The 19,253-nt window shown below is 73.3% G+C and carries 16 protein-coding genes, 1 tRNA gene, 1 other RNA gene and 1 pseudogene; 9 read left to right on the top strand and 10 right to left on the bottom strand.

Annotation, left to right across the window (positions count from 1 at the left end; genetic code table 11):
• Positions 1-153: 153 nt before the first annotated feature.
• The 4 genes from OG898_RS13005 to ffs all read right to left on the bottom strand — a co-directional run bounded on the left by OG898_RS13005 (position 154) and on the right by ffs (position 5,903).
• On the bottom strand, positions 154-1,770 hold the full coding sequence (locus OG898_RS13005) for a hypothetical protein (RefSeq protein WP_266956889.1): 1,617 nt from the start codon (positions 1,768-1,770) through the stop codon (positions 154-156).
• 319 nt (positions 1,771-2,089) lie between these two features.
• Entirely contained in the window at positions 2,090-3,343 is a 1,254-nt protein-coding gene (purD, locus tag OG898_RS13000; RefSeq protein ID WP_250751970.1) for a phosphoribosylamine--glycine ligase, read from the bottom strand.
• A 60-nt stretch (positions 3,344-3,403) separates the two neighbouring features.
• A complete protein-coding gene (locus tag OG898_RS12995; protein ID WP_266956887.1) occupies positions 3,404-5,692 on the bottom strand; it encodes a DNA polymerase III subunit gamma and tau in 2,289 nt (762 codons plus the stop codon).
• Between the two features lie 112 nt (positions 5,693-5,804).
• Positions 5,805-5,903: signal recognition particle sRNA small type (ffs, locus tag OG898_RS12990), an RNA gene on the bottom strand.
• A 131-nt stretch (positions 5,904-6,034) separates the two neighbouring features.
• Here ffs and OG898_RS12985 point away from each other — a divergent pair.
• Positions 6,035-6,122, top strand: a tRNA-Ser gene (locus tag OG898_RS12985).
• Positions 6,123-6,254: 132 nt separating this feature from the next.
• Here OG898_RS12985 and OG898_RS12980 read toward each other — a convergent pair.
• Entirely contained in the window at positions 6,255-6,458 is a 204-nt protein-coding gene (locus tag OG898_RS12980) for a type II toxin-antitoxin system VapC family toxin (protein WP_266960216.1), read from the bottom strand.
• A gap of 220 nt (positions 6,459-6,678) precedes the next feature.
• Positions 6,679-6,981 (bottom strand): hypothetical protein, encoded by a 303-nt coding sequence (locus tag OG898_RS12975; RefSeq protein WP_266956886.1) that lies wholly within the window; start codon positions 6,979-6,981, stop codon positions 6,679-6,681.
• 333 nt (positions 6,982-7,314) lie between these two features.
• Here OG898_RS12975 and OG898_RS12970 point away from each other — a divergent pair, with 333 nt between their 5' ends.
• On the top strand, positions 7,315-9,741 hold the full coding sequence (locus OG898_RS12970) for a helicase-associated domain-containing protein (RefSeq protein ID WP_266956884.1): 2,427 nt from the start codon (positions 7,315-7,317) through the stop codon (positions 9,739-9,741).
• Positions 9,742-10,098: 357 nt separating this feature from the next.
• Here the strand turns inward: OG898_RS12970 and OG898_RS12965 are convergent, their stop codons facing one another.
• Positions 10,099-10,437: a hypothetical protein gene (locus tag OG898_RS12965; RefSeq protein ID WP_266956882.1), complete on the bottom strand. Its 339-nt coding sequence runs from the start codon at positions 10,435-10,437 to the stop codon at positions 10,099-10,101.
• Between the two features lie 510 nt (positions 10,438-10,947).
• Between OG898_RS12965 and OG898_RS12960 the strand changes: the two genes are divergently transcribed.
• The 5 genes from OG898_RS12960 (at position 10,948) to OG898_RS12940 (ending at position 15,969) form a co-directional block, all read left to right on the top strand.
• A complete protein-coding gene (locus OG898_RS12960) occupies positions 10,948-11,622 on the top strand; it encodes a histone deacetylase (protein WP_266956880.1) in 675 nt (224 codons plus the stop codon).
• A gap of 14 nt (positions 11,623-11,636) precedes the next feature.
• Positions 11,637-12,530 (top strand): RNA polymerase sigma-70 factor, encoded by an 894-nt coding sequence (locus tag OG898_RS12955; RefSeq protein WP_250738503.1) that lies wholly within the window; start codon positions 11,637-11,639, stop codon positions 12,528-12,530.
• Positions 12,531-12,583: 53 nt separating this feature from the next.
• On the top strand, positions 12,584-13,360 hold the full coding sequence (locus OG898_RS12950; protein ID WP_266956878.1) for an SDR family oxidoreductase: 777 nt from the start codon (positions 12,584-12,586) through the stop codon (positions 13,358-13,360).
• Positions 13,361-13,457: 97 nt separating this feature from the next.
• Positions 13,458-15,158 carry an aspartate-alanine antiporter gene (gene aspT, locus OG898_RS12945; RefSeq protein WP_250738505.1) on the top strand — a complete coding sequence of 567 codons (1,701 nt, stop codon included), beginning with the start codon at positions 13,458-13,460 and terminating at the stop codon, positions 15,156-15,158.
• Between the two features lie 49 nt (positions 15,159-15,207).
• The gene (locus OG898_RS12940) at positions 15,208-15,969 is read left to right on the top strand and encodes an ATP-grasp domain-containing protein (protein ID WP_266956875.1); all 762 of its coding nucleotides are present in this window, start codon (positions 15,208-15,210) and stop codon (positions 15,967-15,969) included.
• A 15-nt stretch (positions 15,970-15,984) separates the two neighbouring features.
• On the opposite strand, the gene OG898_RS12935 is transcribed toward OG898_RS12940, so the two are convergent.
• Positions 15,985-16,839 carry a universal stress protein gene (locus OG898_RS12935; protein WP_266956873.1) on the bottom strand — a complete coding sequence of 285 codons (855 nt, stop codon included), beginning with the start codon at positions 16,837-16,839 and terminating at the stop codon, positions 15,985-15,987.
• 129 nt (positions 16,840-16,968) lie between these two features.
• Between OG898_RS12935 and OG898_RS12930 the strand changes: the two genes are divergently transcribed.
• Positions 16,969-17,370 carry a molybdopterin-binding protein gene (locus OG898_RS12930; protein WP_266956871.1) on the top strand — a complete coding sequence of 134 codons (402 nt, stop codon included), beginning with the start codon at positions 16,969-16,971 and terminating at the stop codon, positions 17,368-17,370.
• Between the two features lie 23 nt (positions 17,371-17,393).
• Here OG898_RS12930 and OG898_RS12925 read toward each other — a convergent pair whose 3' ends face one another.
• Both OG898_RS12925 and OG898_RS12920 read right to left on the bottom strand, forming a co-directional pair.
• On the bottom strand, positions 17,394-17,498 hold the full coding sequence (locus OG898_RS12925; RefSeq protein ID WP_266956869.1) for a helix-turn-helix domain-containing protein: 105 nt from the start codon (positions 17,496-17,498) through the stop codon (positions 17,394-17,396).
• Positions 17,499-17,810 (bottom strand): hypothetical protein, encoded by a 312-nt coding sequence (locus OG898_RS12920; RefSeq protein WP_266960488.1) that lies wholly within the window; start codon positions 17,808-17,810, stop codon positions 17,499-17,501.
• A gap of 80 nt (positions 17,811-17,890) precedes the next feature.
• Here OG898_RS12920 and OG898_RS12915 point away from each other — a divergent pair.
• Positions 17,891-19,213, top strand: a pseudogene (locus tag OG898_RS12915) (xanthine dehydrogenase family protein molybdopterin-binding subunit); the annotation flags it as partial.
• Between the last annotated feature and the right edge of the window lie 40 nt (positions 19,214-19,253).

The raw sequence follows: 19,253 nt of genomic DNA, 5'->3' as shown, positions 1-19,253 counted from the left end.
GCTGCTCCCCTCCCTCGCTCCCCCGAACGCCGCGACCGGTCCCCAGCACATCACATAACGCACGCAGTCCGTCACCGTTCGTCGCGAAAACTTCAACGGGGAGCCCGGCCCGGGGACCGGAGGGGCCAGGGGGGCCCGGGGGAAAGGGACGGCCTAGACCAGGCGGACCGGCTTCTCCGGACGTACACCGACCTCCGCGAGCCAGTCCCGGAGCGGGCCGGGGTCCCGGTCCTCCACGAGCGACAGCACCGGTCCGGCGAGATCGGCCCGCCGCACCCCGGCCACCAGCAGGACCGGCCCGTCCAGCCAGTCCAGCCCGGGCTCGCCTCCCGCGGAGTCGACCGCGGCGCAGCACACCAGCGCCACGACGTGGTCCGCCAGCAGGTCCCGCCCGCTGCGCGGAGCCTCCAGCGGGAACAGCGGCAGTGCGTCGGCCCCGCGGCCCGCGGCGGCGGCCGCCACGGCGGGGACGGCCTCCCGCGCCAGATCACCGCTCAGCCGGCCCGCCAGGGCGTCGGCGTCGGCGTCGGCGAGGTAGGTCAGCACCCGCTCCACGGTGGAGGCGGCGGGCACCGACGGAGCCGACAGCGCGTCCAGGGCGGCCAGCAGGCGTGCCGCCTCCGTACGCCACTTGCGGTCGACGACCTCCTCCGGATAGGCCGCCCAGTCCACCGGCGACCAGTCCGGACCGGCTTCGGCCGGTCCGCCGTGGAACAGCCGCGCGGCCAGCAGCGAGGCGGCCTCGTCCACCGCACCCGGCTGGTCCAGCAGATCGCACGCCGGGCGCTCGCCCAGGCGTGAGGTGAACCCGTCGGCCAGCCGGTCGCGCCGGGACAGCTCGGTCAGTGCGGAGACCACGCCCGCGTCCAGGTGCGCCGGCCAGCGGCCCATCCGCCAGGCGGGCACGGCGACGCGGGTCAGCAGCCGGTCCCAGCCGGCGTACGCCAGCCCGACCTGCTCCTGGGCGACGATGCGCAGCGCGTAGTCCACACCCTGTGCACGGTCCGACGCGGCGGCGGCGACCCCGCGCTCCATCTCGGCGGCGTCCACCCGGCACAGCCGCAGCAGCAGCCGGGCGGGGGCGGCGATCCAGCCGAGGAAGCGCCGGCCGCCCACGTCCACGGCGGCGTCCAGGCCCCGTACGAATCCACGCGCGTCGGCTATGTCCGGGTGCGCGGAGGGGCCGGTACCGGCGACGACGGGCGCGAGGACGGCCCGGAGCTCGGCGACCCTCATCCACCACAGGAACGGCGAGCCGATCACCAGCACCGGGGCGGCGCCGGGCTCGGACTCCGGACCGCCAGCTCCGGCGGCCCCACCGGATATGGCCGTGCGGCCGCGGGCACGGCGGTGCGCCGCGTGCGTACGGTCCTCCAGCCAGCTGTCGCAGTCGGGGGTCAGGGCTATCGCGGAGGGCGCCGGAACGTCCATCCGGTCCGCCAGGTCCCGCACGAGCCGGTAGAGATCGGGGGCGGCGGACTCCGCCAGCGGCACGGTCGGGGTCATGGCGGGGCTCGCCCGCAGCACGACGGCGGCGAAGATCCCGCCGACGAGCAGGACGAAGGCGGCCACGGCGCACACGGCGAGGGTCACGGCGGGCCAGGGGTCACCGGCGAGCCGGCCCGTCGTACGGGCGCTCACCAGCACCACGGCCACGGCGGCGGGCAGCAGCCCGACGGCCAGTGCCCTGCTGCGCACACGCAGCACGGCCAAGGCACGGGAACGCGCGGACGGCGTACCCACTTCAGCGATCGAACCGGTTCCGGACACGGCCGGACCTCACCCCCTCTGCCATGCGACGGCGTTGCTCACTCCCCCACTGTGACACCAGCCACTGACATCGCAATGCCGGTGGGCCATGTGCCGGAATGAGAGCCGGAATGCTTGCGCCGCACCATAGTTGGGACGCGGGCGGCCGTCAGGCAGACCGGGTGACGATCACCCGATGGAATGGCTTTGGGTAAAGCTGGGTGCGTTCGAACGCGGCTGGATGCACTCGCACGCGAGCATGCACGCGGGCCCGGCCGCACCGAGTGCGCACCGGGCCCGCTTCCGTGAAATCCCGCTGATCAGCGGCCTTCAGCGCTGTTCAGCGCTGTTCTGCGGCCTTCGCCGCGATGTCCGTGCGGTACTGCGAGCCGTCGAGCCCGATCCGCGCGACCGCCTTATACGCCCTGTCCCGGGCCTCCGCCAGATCGGAACCGGTCGCGGTCACCGACAGCACGCGTCCACCCGCGCTGACGACGGCGTCGCCCTCGGTACGGGTCCCTGCGTGCAGGACGTAGGCGTACGGGGCGTCCAGCTCGGCCACCTCGGCCAGGCCCGTGATGGGGTCCCCGGTGCGCGGGGTCTCCGGGTAGTTGTGCGAGGCGATGACCACGGTGACGGCCGCGTCCTCGCGCCAGCTGAGCGGGGGCAGGGTGTCCAGGGTGCCGTTGGCGGAGCCCAGCAGCACGCTCGCGAGCGGGGTGCGCAGCCGGGCCAGGACCACCTGGGTCTCGGGGTCGCCGAAGCGGGCGTTGAACTCGATGACCCGCACGCCGCGCGAGGTGATCGCGAGGCCGGCGTAGAGCAGCCCGGAGAAGGGGGTGCCGCGGTGGCGCAGCTCGTCCACGGTCGGCTGCAGGACGGAGGCCATGACCTCGTCGACGAGCTTCGGGTCGGCCCAGGGGAGGGGCGAGTACGCGCCCATGCCGCCGGTGTTGGGGCCCGCGTCGCCGTCGAGCGCGCGCTTGAAGTCCTGCGCGGGCTGCAGCGGCAGCACGGTGACGCCGTCGGTGATGGCGAAGAGGGAGACCTCGGGACCGTCGAGGAACTCCTCGATGACCACGCGGTCGCAGCGCAGCGCGTGCTCGCGGGCGGCGGCCCGGTCGTCGGTGACCACGACGCCCTTGCCGGCGGCGAGGCCGTCGTCCTTGACCACGTACGGGGCGCCGAAGGCGTCGAGGGCCTCGTCCACCTCTTCGGGGGTGGTGCACACGTAGCTGCGGGCCGTCGGGACTCCCGCGGCGGCCATCACGTCCTTGGCGAAGGCCTTGGAACCCTCCAGCTGCGCGGCTTCGCCGGACGGGCCGAAGACGGGGATGCCCACCGCACGCACGGCGTCGGCGACTCCGGCGACGAGCGGGGCCTCCGGGCCGACGACGACCAGGTCGGCGCGGAGCTCGGTGGCGAGGCGGGCGACGGCTTCGCCGTCGAGCTGGTCGACGGGGCGGAGCTCGGCCACCTCGGCGATGCCGGCGTTGCCGGGAGCGCAGTACAGCGCGTTGACGTCGGAATCGAGGGACAGAGAGCGGCACAGGGCATGTTCGCGGGCGCCGCCGCCGATGACGAGGACCTTCACGCCATGAAGACTAGCCCGCGTTCCCGGGTGCCCTTCGTGCGGGCACCCAAGCCGGACCCCCTATTCGTTCGTATATTCCTCTACAACGGTGGCTCCGAGCTCGCGCACGATCAGGTCGTGGCCGCTCAGTGCGGTGTCGACGAGGTCCGGGTCGTCGGCCTCCGCGACGTCGTCCTCGGGGGCGACCGGCGGGGGCGCCTGGTGGGTCGGCTGGTGCTGCTGGGACTGCTGGGGTTGCTGCTGCTGGTACGACGGCTGCGGCTGCTGGGACTGCTGCGGCTGCTGCTGGTACGCCTGCTGGGGCGGCTGTGCCTGCTGGGGCTGCTGGGGCTGCTGGTACGCCTGCTGGTTCTGCTGCGGCGCCTGCTGGGCCGGCGGCTGGTGGTAGGCGGGCGCGGCCGGAGCGCCGTAGGAGGACCCGGACACGGGGGCCAGGGGCTGGGCTCCCCCGCCGACCACGGCCTCGATCTTCCAGGTGACCTGGAACTGCTCGGCGAGCACCGCCTTGAGCACGTCCTCGCTGCCGCTGCTCGCGAAGTTGTCGCGGGCTCCGGCGTTGGGGAAGCCGAGCTGGAGGGTGGTGCCGTCGAAGCCGGCCACCTGGGCGTTCTGGCTGAGCAGGATCCAGGTGAAGCGACGGCGGTTCTTCACGGCGTCCAGGACGGCCGGCCACATGGCCTGGATCTGCCCGGCGCCGGCGGCCATGCCGGGGGCCATGCCGGGGGCCGGGGCGGCGGGCGCGGCAGCGGGCGCGGCCGCGGGGGCCTGGGCAGCTGCCGCCGGGGCGGCTGCGGGAGCCGCCGGGGCGCCGGGCGTGGCCGCGCCGGGCCAGGCACCGGGAGCGCCGCCGCCGGGCTGCGCGGCACCGGGCCAGGCACCGGCGGCCGGAGCCGGGGCGGGAGCCGGGGCCGCGGGGGCGCCGGGGGTGGCCGCGCCGGGCCAGGCACCGGGCGCGGGGGCTGCGGCCGCAGGAGCGGCGGCCGGAGCCACCGGCTCGGGCGGAGCCACGGGGGCCGGGGCGGGGGCCTGCTGCACGGGGGCCGGGGGCTGGTACGCGGGAGCCTGCTGCACCGGAGCCTGCGGCGCGGGGGTCCGTACCGACGCGGGGGCCATCGCGTGGGCCTCCGGCCCGGGCACGTAGCCCATGGCGGGGGCCGGGGCGAAGGCGGCGGCTGCAGCGGCGGAGGCGGCGCCGCCGCGCTCCAGCCGGTCGAGCCGCGCCTGCACGGAACGCTCGTCGTCGAAGGCGGCGGGCAGCAGCACACGGGCGCAGATCAGCTCCAGCTGCAGCCGGGGCGAGGTGGCCCCGCGCATCTCCGTGAGCCCCGTGTTGACCAGATCGGCGGCCCGGGACAGCTCGGCGGCCCCGAAGACGGAGGCCTGGGCCTGCATCCGCTCGACCACGTCGTTGGGGGCGTCGATGAGCCCCTTCTCCCGGGCGTCGGGCACGGCGGCGAGGATCACCAGGTCGCGCAGCCGCTCCAGCAGGTCGGCGACGAAGCGGCGCGGGTCGTTGCCGCCCTCCACCACCCGGTCCACGATCTCGAAGGCCGCGGCCCCGTCCCCGGCGGCGAACGCGTCCACGACGGCGTCGAGGAGCGTGCCGTCGGTGTACCCGAGGAGCGAGGTGGCCATGGCGTACGTCACACCCTGCTCGGTGGCGCCGGCCAGGAGCTGGTCCATGACGGACATGGAGTCACGGACGGATCCGGCTCCGGCGCGCACGACGAGCGGCAGCACGCCCTCCTCGACGTGGGCGCCCTCGCGGCCGCAGACCTCGCCGAGGTAGTCCCGCAGGGTGCCGGGGGGCACGAGCCGGAAGGGGTAGTGGTGCGTCCGGGACCGGATGGTGCCGATGACCTTCTCGGGCTCGGTCGTGGCGAAGATGAACTTGAGGTGCTCCGGCGGCTCCTCGACCACCTTCAGCAGGGCGTTGAAGCCCGCCGGGGTGACCATGTGCGCCTCGTCGATGATGTAGATCTTGTACCGGCTGGAGGCGGGCCCGAAGAAGGCCTTCTCGCGCAGGTCACGGGCGTCGTCCACACCACCGTGCGAGGCCGCGTCGATCTCGATGACGTCGATGGACCCCGGCCCGTTGCGCGCGAGGTCCTTGCAGGACTGGCACTCCCCGCAGGGGGTGGGCGTGGGGCCTTGCTCACAGTTCAGGCAGCGGGCGAGGATGCGCGCGCTGGTGGTCTTGCCACAGCCTCGCGGCCCGCTGAACAGGTACGCGTGATTGACCCGGTTGTTGCGCAGGGCCTGCATCAGCGGGTCAGTGACATGCTCCTGCCCGATGACCTCGGCGAACGACTCGGGGCGGTAGCGGCGGTACAGCGCAAGGGACGACACGTCTACGAGGTTATCCGGGCCCACCGACAACGGTGGCCCGCAGACCCACCCGGCCTGCCGCGGTCAGCGCGTGGCTCCGCCCGGCGGCCCGGCCGGCCCGACCCGTCCCGGAACGCAAAGCGCCCCCCACGCACCCACCAGAGCCCACTTACCCTTGCTGCCTTCCGGCCCTGGGGGAGTTGGGTGAGATAGCGCCACGTGAGGGGCTGGGCCCCACCCTAGCGGATGGAGGGCCCCGGAATCGACCCGCACCCCGACCCGGACCCCGACCGGGACCCCCGCCCGGACCCGCCCGACGATCACGTTCGCGAGCACCCCTCAACGTCTTGTATTGTTTGCCGCGGAGGATTCGCCTAGTGGCCTAGGGCGCACGCTTGGAAAGCGTGTTGGGGGCAACCCCTCACGAGTTCGAATCTCGTATCCTCCGCCATTGCTCTCACCGGGCAATACGTTGAAGAGCCCCACCGCTTGCGGTGGGGCTCTTTACGTTCCATGGTCTCAGTTCCAGTCTCATTTATTTGCCGCATAACCGGGCGATCCGCCAGATCCCGGCCTCGATGGCCTATCCCTCGTACTCCCATGGGTTCAGCAGGAGTGCGTCTGATCGCGCCAGATGCTTGATGTTCCGGCTCACCAGCGTCCAGCCGTTCGCCAGGGCGGTGGCAGCGATCAGCGCATCGGGGGGATCGATGCTGGTCCCGGCACTCTTGAGCCTCCGGTGAAGAGCGAGGTAGGCGAGTGCCTCCCGCTCTCCAACGGCGGCGATCCCTCGCGGTACTGATCACGGATGTCCATGAGCGCCAGCTCGAAAGCGGTACGCCGCACCGGATCAGGTGTTCCCTCAATGCCCGCTTCGATCTCCGCGACCGTGATGACGCTCAGGTAGAGGGCAGGAGCCGGAACCGACCGGGCCCAGGCGACAACAGCCGGGGCAGGCTTCGGCCGGGTGGTGATCTCTGCGACCACATTGGTGTCGAGTAGATAGATCACCCGCCGTCCGCCTCGTCGTCGTAGGACCGCTGCCCGAACTCCAACCCCTCGAACGGAGCCGCCGTGATCCGATCGAGAAACCCGTCGCTGCCCAGCGTCGCCCAGCGGTGAAGCATGTCGGGCAGAGCATCGATGTCGGTATCGGCGAGCTCGGCATCGAAGTGCCCGAGCTGCCGCTCGGGCAGAGACTCCCGGATCTCCCGGATCGTCCGGAGCGGATGAGGCTCCTCAGGTCTGCGCGGCGGGAGCGGCCGATTCGGGGCAGTGCTCATCATCGGCTCCTCCACGCTGTGGTCCACGGGCCCATGCCTGAAGACCACACTGGGCCGGACAACCCTGGAGAGGGCCGAAAACGACCCGAATCCGAGCTTTGACCGAACGCATCCGCCGGGTCGCCGCCGGCTGTGTCCGGCAGTCGCAGTCCGCGGACCGCGCTCGTTGGAGGACCTGTCACCCTGACGAACCCGCCCGGCGTCAGGGTGGGCAGGACGTCCGCGGCTCGATGTCACCCGTGGGCGGGGATCTTTCACCCCGCGAGACGTCCACACCCACCGGATGGGCCATCCTTGAGCCCGGTGCCGGACTGGCCGAGGTCCGGCCACGGCCCGTTCCTGGCCGGAGGAGAGGTTTCGATGGCGTCCGGATCAACGCTGACAGCCTGGCTGAGCGGTCTCGACGGCCCGCGCCTGGCACGTGTGCTCGCGACACGGAACGACACCGCGTCCCCTCCGGAGCCCCGCTCGGTAGGGGAGCTGGCGGACCGACTTCAGCGGCCGGGGTCGGTGGCACTAGCGCTGCCCCTGCTCACCCTGCCCGACTTGCAGGTGGCCGAGGCCGTGGCGGCGCTCGGGACGACCGCGTCGCGCAAGGCCCTGGCGAAGCTGCTGGGAGCGACGGCAGGCGAGGCCGGTCTCGCACTGGGAGCGGTCCTGGAGACTCTGGCCGAGCACGCGCTGGTTTGGCCGGACCACAACGGAAGGCTCCACACGGCGGCACCGTTGCGGGCGGCATGGGACGCGCCGCTCGGCCTGGACGCACCAATTGCGGAGCTGCTGGCGGACATGACCTCCGACGAGCTGCGCGGCATGTTGGCGGCGCTGGGCATCAAGCCGCCCGGCACCAAGCAGCAGCGTATGGCGGCGCTCGTCGCGCACCACAGCGACCCCGAAGTCATTGCCGAAGTGGTGGCACGAGCGCCCGCGGTCACACAGAAGCTGCTGGCCCACCGGGCAGGGTCTGCACCGAGGCAGCCGCAGGCCATCGTGTTCGGGGCCCCTGGCCCCGTCCTCGAACCGGGGGCGCGGTGGGCACTCGACCGGGGCCTGCTGATCCAGGACCGCCGCCGATACGGTGCCGCGCGTATGCCCGTCGAAGTCGCGCTGGCGTTGCGCGGGCCCACTTGGCGCGCCCCCTTCACCCCGCTTCCACCGTCCCCTCAGCTGGTGTCCATCACCCCCGCCGAGGTAGAGCGGGAGGCCGCAGCCTCGGCTGCGGCGTTGTTGGCCCAGGCCGCCTCGGTCCTCTCGGCCTGTTCCGCGGCTCCGCCCGCCAGACTCAAGTCCGGTGGGATCGGCGCGCGTGAGCTGGCCCGAATCGGCAAGGCCGCCCATGCCGACGATGCCGTGGTCCGCATCACCCTGGAGGTCGCGTACGCGGCCGGGCTGCTGGCCCGGGTCGGCGACCGCGTGGCACCGACCGAGGCCTATGACGTCTGGGCGGAACAGGAGCCCGCGGAGCGGCTTGCCACGCTGCTCCAGGCATGGCGCGAACTGCCGCTCACCCCCACTCGGGCACGCGACGAGGACAACAAGGCGCTACCAGCCCTCGCGGGAGCGCCGCCCTGTAACGGCTGCCGTCAGGCCCGCGACGGGCTGTTTGCCGCAGCGGCACAGCTCCCGGCCGGTCAGGGTATGAAGGACGTTTCCGATCTCGGACCGACGGTGGCCTGGCACCGCCCGCTCGCCGACACCTCGCCTACGGACATCACCCCGTTCGCCACGGTGATCCGCGAGGCCGAAATGTTCGGAGTGATCGCCCGAGGCGCCCTGTCGGCTCTGGGCGTCCATCTGCTCGCCTACGACGCGGAAGGACTGACCGCCACCTGCCGACGACTGCTGCCCCCAGCCGCCGAAACCGCCCGGATCGGCGGCGACCTCACCGCCGTCGTCGCCGGCACACCGGCCGCGCGGGTCGCCGTGGTCCTCGATGCCACCGCTGACCGGGAAACCAGTGGCACGGCCTCGGTGTGGCGGTTCAGCTCCGGCAGCATCCGACGGGCCCTGGACGCCGGCCGCGCCCCGAGGGACATCGCAGCCGATCTGGCCGCCATCGCAGCCGGGCCCCTGCCCCAGCCGCTGTCCTATCTCATCGCCGACACCGCGCGGGGCCACGGACGCGTGCGCATCGCCCCGGCCGCCTGCGTCCTCCACGGCGAGGAGCCGGCGCTCCTGGCCGAACTCGCCTCCCACCGGGGGCTCTCCAAGCTCGGCCTGCGCCAGCTCGCGCCAACTGTTCTGGTCAGTCGTAGCTCGCTCGACGCAACCCTCGCAGCGCTCCGCGCCGAGGGCTACGCCCCCGTCGCCGAAACGGCCGGGGGAACCGTACGCGTCGAGAAGATCCGGCCCCAGCGGGCGGCCGCTCCTGTTCCGGCCCCTCGGCAGACCAACGACAAGCGTGGCACCCGAAGCGCGGCCATTCGTACGTCGAAGGTCCCGGGCGGCGCCGACCTCGATGAGCTAGCTGTCCGGCTGCTGGCCGCACCACCGACCGTGCCGGAACCCGACCCCTTCGGCAGCGGAGTCCCCTTCGGGACGGACACCGAGGAAATCGTCGCCGGATACGCGAAGCACCTTTCGTACAGCGATGTCCGCCAGCTCGCCCGAGCCATCGACGCCGGCACCGCCATCACCGTCGAGTACGTCGCGACCTCGGGCAGTCGCACCGTCCGCACCCTGAGCAGCCTGGAACTCGACCCGCCCTACCTGGAAGCCTGGTGCCACCTGCGCGAAGCCGAACGCGTCTTCACGCTCTCCCGCATCCACGGCGTCATGCCCCAGTAGGCCGGCCAGGAGCCCCAGGTCAGCGCTGCAGCCCGAGAATCAGCCGGACGAAATGCCCCCACACTGTGCACCTCACCCGGAGCCTGCGGCCCGAGCCTTCTCCCACAGCTCAGGGTGGCGAACACCGCACTTGGCGGCATGATCGAGGCCGCCGCGCCGCTGAGGCACGTCGGCTTCTCGGCTGACGTCGTGGTCCGCCACGGCACCAGCCCCTGAGCTGGCCCCGGGCCCGAGACCGGTCTCAGTTCCGGTCTCGTTCGTACCCGTCCAGGGCCATCCGGCGAACCCTCTGGGTCAGGTCCCTGCCCAGGTCAGAACGGATTCGGCCCCCGCCGGACGGGCGTACGAACATTGCTCCTAGGAGCCCCAGCCCGGGGCGCTCTCCCCCGTGACGATCGGTTCCGCCCAGGCCGCAACGGCGAGGACATCCCGCTGCACCATCCGGCCGTCGACCACTTCGTGGAGCAGTCGGCGGACGCGCGGACCGAGACGGATCACGTACCGAAGACCCTCGATGTCGACCGCGCCGCATTCGCCCCGCCTGCCATCAGGAGCAAAGTCTGCGGCTTCCGCCACCTGCCAACCAGCCTTGGCCGCGAGGTGCATCCAGACACCCAGCGCACGCTCATCGTCTGGGTACTGAGCCACCCCGCCTACACGCGCGATGATCTCGTCCGGATCTTTCCGACTGTCCATGGGCAAGCCTCTCCGTAGGGCCACTCCCATACGCCGTCTTGCGCGGAGGATCGAAGACGCCGATGCCGAAGGAGTTGAGCAGCGGATGCTGCTGCAGCACCTCGGCCAAGGTCGGCGGAGTGATCTGGCGGGCGGCCACCAGATACGGTGCTCCGGTGGCGGCCTGGTGGGCGCGAATTTCAGCCTTGCGGCGACGGTCCCTGGTCATCGTGTGCTCCATCACGCGGGACGGCCCACGTCCACCCCGCCGCGTTGGATGACCTGGCGGAAGTGCTGCGCGATTCGGGGAACCTTGTCTTCGCCGCCGCGGTGGACGTGGGCCACCACGACTCGGAGCGGGCAGGCGCGATCTGCCGAGCGCAGCCTATGCCCCGGCCCAGCCGCACGCCGGCGTTCAGGGCCGTCCACACCGGAGGCTTCTCCACGGGCGAGAATCTCGGTGACCGCAGGCGGACGCTCGCGAGCACAGCCGGGCTTCCTCCTCACGCACCATCCGCAGGCGAGGCGCGCATGGTCGTCCACACCCCCGTCCCGCTCGGTGTCGAGGTCGCGAGGGGCGGCGGACGGGTCTGGTACGCCGCGTACGGCTCGAACATGCACGGGGACCGGCTGGGCGCCTACCTCGCCGGCGGGACGCCGCGCGGCGCGACGCGCTCGTATCCCGGCTGCCGGGACCGGCGGGCGCCGGAGCGGTCGATCGCCGTCCGGCTCGACGGATGCCTCTACTTCGCCACCGAGTCCCCGGTGTGGACCGGGGGCAGGGGCTTCTACGATCCTTCGGCGCCCGGCCGCCTGCTGGGGCGCGCCCACCTCGTGACCGTGGGCCAGGTGTCGGACATCGCCGCGCAGGAGATGTACCGGGAACCGGGAAGGGACCTCGACCTCGGCCCGGTGCTGCGCGACGGCCGCGACGCGTCGGGCAGCGGCCGGTACGAGACCTTGATCTGCCCGGGGACGATCGACGGCATCCCCGTGCTCACCTTCACCGCACCGTGGTCCCTCCGGGACGTCGAGCCGCGCATGCCGTCCGCCGCGTACCTGCGGCACCTGGCGGGCGGACTGCTGGAGTCGGGGCCGTGGCGGGAGCAGGAGATCGCCGACTACCTGTCCGGCTGCCCGGGCGCGAGCGGCAACTGGACACCGCGACAGGTGCTCGACCTGCTCGCGGAGCGGAGCGACCGCTGACTTAGCGTGGGGTCATGGACACGGCACAGGAGTTCGAGACCCATCGATCACGGCTGTTCTCACTGGCGTACCGGATGCTCGGCTCGGCGGCCGAGGCCGAGGATGCCGTCCAGGACGCGTACCTGCGCTGGCACGGGGTCGATCCCGGTCAGGTGGTCGCGCCGGGCGCGTGGCTGGCCAAGGTGCTCACCAATCTGTGCCTGAACCGCCTCACCTCCGCCCGGGTGCAGCGCGAGGAGTACTTCGGGCCCTGGATCCCGGAGCCGGTGGGGACCGGCGCCGGGGTGCTGGGACCCATGGAGACGGCCGAGCAGCGGGACTCGGTGTCCTTCGCCGTGCTGACGATGATGGAGCAGCTGTCGCCGCCCGAGCGGGCCGCCGTGGTGCTGCGCGACGCCTTCGACTACAGCCACCGGGACGTCGCGGGCGTCCTGGACTGCTCGGAGGCGAACGCGCGCCAGCTCTACCGCCGGGCCAAGCAGCACCTCGCCGACGGCCGGCCGCGTTTCACCAGCTCGCGGGAGCAGGACGACGAGCTGCTGGCCCGGTTCCTGGCCGCCGCGTCCGAGGGTGCGATGGCCCAGCTGGAACAGCTGCTCGCCGACCAGGTGGTCGTCTGGTCGGACGGCGGCGGCAAGGCGAGTGCGGCGAGCCGGCCGGTGGCCGGGCGGGACAACGCGGCCCGTTTCCTGATCGGCCTGTTCTCCCGGTGGGTCAACGCCGCGCAGATCGGCTTCGCCGAGGTGAACGGCGTTCCGGCCGTGACCGGCTGGGCGGACGGCGAGCTGACCGCGTTCGGTGCGCTGGAGCTCGGCGAGGGCGGGATCACCGGCGTCCGGCTCGTCCTGAACCCGGACAAACTCGCCTTCCTCGCAACTCAGCTCCGAGAGCTGTCACAGAACGGCTGACCCGGCGGTTCTTCATCAGTGACGGCGGCAGCGGCTTCGGAAGGCTGGGACTGATGAAGAACGACACGATCATGGTGACCGGGGCGACGGGCATGCTCGGCCGCGAGGTGCTGGAGCGGGTCCGCCGCACCGGTCACCCGGTCCGCGCGCTCACGCGCCGGACCGCGCTGCCGGACGACGCGGGGGTGGACTGGTGCACCGGCGACCTCACCACCGGCGCCGGGCTCGACGAGGCGCTCGCGGGGGTCGGTACGGTCATCCACTGCGCGAGCGACATCCGGCACTTCAAGAACGACCTCCCGGGCTTGCGCCACCTGCTGGAGGCCGCGGAGCGGGCCGGCGTCGAGCACGTCGTCAACATCTCGATCGTCGGCGTGGACCGGATCCCCTACCCGTACTACAAGGTCAAGCTGGAGGGCGAGCAGCTGCTCGCCGGCTCGGGGATCGGCTGGACCAACCTGCGGGCCACCCAGTTCCCCGGACTGCTCGACCTCGCCTTCGGGGCCCTGTCCAAGCTCCCGGTGGTCCTCGTGCCGTCCGGCACCGACTGCCAGCCGGCCGACGCGGGCGAAGTGGCGGACCGGCTGGTCGAGCTGGCCCTCGGCGCCCCGGCCGGCCGGGTGCCCGACTTCGCCGGCCCGACCGTGTACCCGGCCGCCCGCCTCGCCGAGGACTGGCTGCACGCCGCCGGCAAGCGCCGCACCGTCCTGCCCGTCCGGATCCCCGGCAAGATCGGGGCCGCCTGGCGCGCCGGCCATCTGACCGCCCCCGGCCGGGCGATCGGCCGCCGCACCTGGGAGGAGTACCTCGCGGAGCACGTCGCCCGCTGACCCCGCGCGGTGTGCTGCGGCGCCCTGGACGTGCGGGCGGACATACCCGCACATACCGTTTCCCTAGACGGCCGAGGAGGTGCGGGAGGGGACACGGATGGACTGGCTCCGGGACGAGATCTTCCGGCCCTACCCCGAGCTGCTGATCTTCCTGACCATCGCCGTCGGCTTCCTGCTGGGCCGCCTCCGGTACAAGTCCATCGCCCTCGGCGCCGTCACCGGATGCCTGGTCGCCGGCCTGGTCATCGGCTCCCAGGCCAAGGTCGAGATCGACGGTCCGATCAAGTCCGTCTTCTTCCTCATGTTCCTCTTCGCCCTCGGCTACGACGTCGGCCCGCAGTTCTTCCGCGCCCTGCGCAAGGACGGCCTCCCCCAGGTCGTCCTCGCCCTCGTCGTCTGCGTCACCGGCCTCGCCGCCGCCTGGGCCTGCGCCACCCTCGCCGGGTACGGGCCCGGCCTCTCCGCCGGTCTGCTCGGCGGCGGCCTCACCCAGTCCGCCGTCATCGGCGTCGGCTCCGACGCCATCGCCCACCTGCCCGGCGTCGGCGCGGACGAGGCCCGGGACCAGTCCCATCTGATCGCCGTCGCCTACGCGGTCACGTACCCCCTCGGTACGGTCCTGCCCGCGCTGCTCCTCGCCGGGATCCTGCCCCGCCTGCTGCGCCGGGACCTCGCGGAGGAGAGCGCCGTGCTCGCCGCCGACCTGGAGGCCGCCGAGGACGACCCCGACGCCGGGGAGGGCTACTACAAGCACGTGCTGCGCGCGTACGCCGTCGACGTGGCGGCCTTCGCGGGGCGCACGATCGGGGACTTCGAAGCGGAGCAGAAGGCCGCCGGGCGGCGGCTCTACATCACCCGGCTGCGCCGCGCCGGGGAGATCCTGGAGCACACCCCGGACACCCGGGTCGAGCTCGGGGACGTGCTGGCCGTCAGCGCGGTCCGCGGCGACCTCGTCGCGTACGACGCGCGCACGCACATCGGGATGGAGACGGACGACTTCGAGCTGCTCGCCTACCGCACCGAGTCCCTGCACGTGGTCATCACCGACCGGAACCTCAGCGGCCGCACCATCCGCACCCTGCGCCACGAGGAGTTCATGCCGGGCGTCTTCGTCGACGGGCACTGGCGGGCCGGCGCCGATCTGCGGGTCCGCCTCGACAGCACCGTGGAGCGGGGCGACACCCTGGTCCTCACGGGGCCGCACAGCCGGGTGGAGGCGGCCGCGGCGGAGCTGGGCAAGCCGGTGCCGACCAGCTTCGCGACGGACATGGTGTGGATCGCGCTCGGGCTCTTCCTCGGCGGCTGCCTCGGCATCCCGGCGCTGCACGCGGCGGGTGCTCCGCTGTCGCTGTCCACCTCCACCGGGGCGCTGCTGATGGGGCTGGTCTTCGGCTGGATCCGGAGCAAGTACCCGACGTACGGGAACCTGCCGTCGGCGGCGCAGTGGCTGATGGGAACGCTCGGCCTGTGCGTGTTCGTCACGGTCGTCGGCCTCAACGCCGGCCCGAGCTTCGTCCCGGGCCTGCGCGAAGCCGGCTGGCCGCTGCTGCTCTGGGGGGCGGTGGTGACGACCGTGCCGCTGCTGGCCGGATTCGCCTACGGGCACTTCGTGCAGCGCCTCCCCCTCCCGATCCTGCTCGGCGCCCTGGCCGGAGCCCAGACCACGACGGCCGCGCTGGGCGCCCTGACGGAACGCGCGCGCAGCCAGATCCCGGCCCTGGGGACGACCGTCCCGTACGCCCTGGGCAACGTCCTGCTGACGATGTGGGGGTCGGTGATCGTGCTGCTGCGGCGGTGAGGAGGCTCCCGGCCTTCCTGTTCGCCCGGCCGGCGATCACCATGACCGTATGGACGACACGGTGTTCCTGGTGCCCGGGCAGCGGACCACGACGGCCGGGCTGCTCGGCGAGGTGGCCGCGCGGCGGGGGATGGAGGTGCGGGGGCTCGACGCCGGTGTCGGGGGGCTGGCCGGGCGGGGCGTGTACTGGTGCGGCGGGCCCGCGGCCGGGGCGCGGGTGGCCGGGGCGCTCGGGATCGGGCTGCTGGAGCCGCCGGACGAGTGGCTGGCCGGGCTGCCGGAGTGGGCCACCGGGCGCGGGATCCGGCTGACCAGCCTGGGCGAGGCGCGGGAGGTGCTGCGGGAGCCGGCCTTCGTGAAACCGCCGCGCGAGAAGTCCTTCCCGGCCGCCGTGTACGCGGACGGCGCCGCGCTGCCCGAACTGCCGCCGGACACCCCGGTGCTGGTCTCCGGGGTGGTGGACTTCGCCGCCGAGTACCGGCTGTTCCTGCTGGACGGGGAGATCGCCGCCGGGAGCCGTTACGCCGTCCACGGACGGCTGGACCCCGCCCCGCTGGACGAGGATCCCCGGGCCGCGGAGGTACGCGCCTTTGCGGCCCGGCTGCTCGCGGGGGCCGGGGCGGGCCTGCCGACGGCCGTGACCGTGGACGTCGGCTTCGCGGGCGGCACCGTGGTGGTCGTGGAGGCCAACATGGCGTGGTTCTCGAACTGTTACGCCGCCGATCCGGAGCGGGTCCTCGACGTGGTGCTCCGCTCGGCCGGCCCCCGGGAGCGGGTCCCCGAGGGCGACCTCCGGTTCGTGCGCGGCTGAAGTCCCGGAGACGGGCTAGCCGTGGGGGATCAGGGCCACCGGGCTGTGGGCGTGGTGGGCCACCGCGTGGTCCGTGGGGCCCATGCCGTGCAGGGGGCGGTGGTGGCGGCGGCCCACGACCAGGAGGTCGGCATCGGCGGACTCCTCCAGCAGGAGCTTCGCCGGGTCGCCCGAGCGGGTCACGCACTGCGTAGGCACCGACGGGTGGGCCGCACCGGCCGCGGCCACTGCCGCTTCGAGCGGCTCCGGGGCGGCCGGGCCCGTCTGCACCGCGTGCACCGCGCACAGCGGGAGGGCGTGCCGCGCCGCCCAGGCGTACGCGAAGTCGAGGACCGCGGCGTAGTCGCCCGCCGGGTCCACCCCGACGACGACCCCGCGTCCGTGCGGGGCGCGCTCGGCGGGCTCCCGTACCAGGACGACCGGGACCTCGGCGCGCCCCGCGACGTGCAGCGCGGTGGAGCCGAGCAGTGGCACCACGTGGCGTTCCTCGCCGCTCGCGCCGAGCACGATCAGCCCGGCGTTCGCCCCGGCGGCGGCCCGCGGGATCTCGTTGCCGGGTCCGCCCTCCGCCGTGGTCGCCTCGACGTCCAGGCCCTGGTGGGCGGCGCGGAGTTCCGCGACGACGGAGGACAGTACGGCCCGCGCCGCGGACTCGTTCGCGCCGAGCACGGGCTGGAACTCCGGGGAGATCGGCTGGACGGTCGGCCAGGCCTGGCCGACGTGGAGCAGCCGGAGCGGCGCCCCGGCCGCCAGGGCCTCGCGGGCGGCCCACCGGGCGGCGGCGAGGCTCCGGGGCGACCCGTCGAACCCGACGATGACGGGGAGGGCGGGGAGGACGGGCGAGGTGGGCGGGACGGACGGGACGGACATCGGCGGCACCCTTCGTTTTCCGGTGGCTCCTACGACGCTACGCCCCTTGACCTGTTTGTCCGGTGAGGAACGTTTTGCTCTTGCCCGGACCCGGCCTGCCGGGGCCCGCTGCGCCACTAGGCTGCGGGCGTGCCGTCGTACTCGATAGGGCAGGCTGCCGGTCTGCTGTGCGTGAGCCCCGAAACCGTCCGCCGCTGGGCCGACGGGGGGCGGCTGCCCGCCCGCCGGTCGCCCGAGGGGGTGCGCACCGTCGACGGGGCGGCCCTCGCCGCCTTCGCCAAGGAGCGGGGCGCCGGTCTGCATCCGGTGCCGGAGCCGGCGGCCGCCACCTCCGTGCGCAACTCCTTCGCCGGGATCGTCACCGCCGTCCGGGTCGACGCGGTCGTGGCCCAGGTCGAGATCCAGTCGGGCCGGCACCGCCTGGTCTCCGTGGTGACCCGGGAGTCGGTCGAGGAACTCGGCATCGCGGTCGGGGTCACCGTGACGGCCCGGGTGAAGTCCACGGACGTCCACATCGACCTGGCCTTCTAGCCCCACCGTCGAAGGGCCTGTGCCTAGCAGCGCAGCGCCGCGTACAGGTCCAGCTTGTGGTCGAGGCGCGACAGGTCGCGGCCGGTCAGCGCCTCCACCCGCTCGATCCGGTAGTGGACCGTGTTCACCTACACCCCGCGCACCTCCGGCGGGACCCCCGACAGCAGTTCGGCCAGGGTGTCCAGCTGCTCGACCCCGCGGACCGCGACCGCCTCGTCCGCCGCCGTCAGCGCGAAGCGCGCCTGGCACAGTGACGCGCGTAGCCCCTCGGCCGAAGCCGTCCGCGCGCCCACGCCGAGCCGCAGGTCGGCCCCCGGCTCGGCGCAGGCCTGCAGCAGCGGCCACACGGCGCGCAGCCGGTCGGCGAGATCGGCGGTGGCGGCCTCCCCGGCGGCAGCGGCCCCGTTGGCATCGGGCCCGTCCGGACCCTCGTGGAGCACCGCCCCGCCCGGCCCCGCCGCCCACCGGGCGCCCTCCAGGTGCCCCAGCGCCTCCGCCAGCGCATCCCCGTCGGTCGCCCGAGCAGTTCCACGGAGCCACCACCCGGCACCCCTTCAAGATCACCGTCAAGATCGGGGCCAAGGCCGACGGCACCCTCACCGCGCTGCGCATCCGGGTCGTCTCCAACACCGGCGCCTACGGAAACCACGGCCCGGCCGTCATGTTCCACAGCGTCGGCGAGTCCTTCGCGGTCTACAAGGCCCCGAACAAGCAGGTGGAGGCGTACTCCGTCTAGACCAACACCGTCCCCGCGGGCGCCTTCCGCGGCTACGGCCTGGGCCAGGTCCTCTTCGCCCTCGAATCGGTGATGGACGAGCTCGCCGTCCGACTCGGCATGGACCCGCTCGTCCTGCGCGAGAAGAACGTCATCGGCCCCGGCGACCCCATGGTCACCCCGATCGGCCACGAGGAGGACCTCTTCATCGCCTCGTACGGCATGAAGCAGTGCATGGACGTCGTCCGCACGGCCATCGCCGAGGACCGCAGTCACGAAGACGTTCCCGAGGGCTGGCTGACCGGCACGGGCACGGCGGTCGCGATGATCGCGACCGGCCCCCCGGGCGGGCACTTCGCCGACGCACGCGTCTCGCTCCTTCGCGACGGCACGTACGACATCCCGGTGGGTACGGCCGAGTTCGGCAACGGCACCACCACCGTCCACCGGCAGATCACCGCGGGCGCCCTGAACACCACGGTGGACGGGATCACGGTCCGCCAGTCCGACACGGACGTCGTCCGCCACGACACCGGCGCCTTCGGCTCGGCCGGCACTGTCGTGGCGGGCAAGGCCGTGCTGCTGGCGGCGACCTCCCTCGCGGAACGCCTCCGGACCTTCGCCGCCCGCCACACGGGCGTGGCCCGGCACCTGTGCAAGCCGTCCACGGAGGCCTTCGACGGCGCGGGACGCGCCGTCACGCTCAAGGAGCTGTACGAGGCCGCGTACGACAAGGGCGAGCTGGACGAGATCGCGGCCGACGCGGGCAAGGTCATGAACCCGATGCAGTGCCGCGGCCAGGTCGAGGGCGGCGTGGCCCAGGCCCTGGGCGCCACCCTCTTCGAGACCGTACGGGTGGACGAGCGCGGGGAGGTCACCACGGCCGCCTTCCGCCGCTACCGCCTCCCGCAGTACGCGGACGTCCCGCGCACGGAGGTCCACTTCATGGAGACCTCCGACACCATCGGCCCGCTCGGCGCCAAGTCGATGTCCGAGAGCCCCTTCAACCCGGTGGCCCCCGCCTTCGCCAACGCGCTGCGGGACGCGACGGGCATCCGCTTCACGGAGCTGCCGGTGACCCGGGACGTGGTCTGGCAGAAGATCCACGAGGCGGGCGGCCGGCCCTGAAACGCCGGTGGGGCAGCTCCGGCGGAGCTGCCCCACTGAC

This window comes from Streptomyces sp. NBC_00193 (assembly GCF_026342735.1).
Lineage (GTDB): Bacteria > Actinomycetota > Actinomycetes > Streptomycetales > Streptomycetaceae > Streptomyces > Streptomyces stoeckheimensis.
The sequence above is the reverse complement of the archived record's forward strand: the minus strand, read 5'-3'. Positions and strand labels throughout refer to the sequence as shown.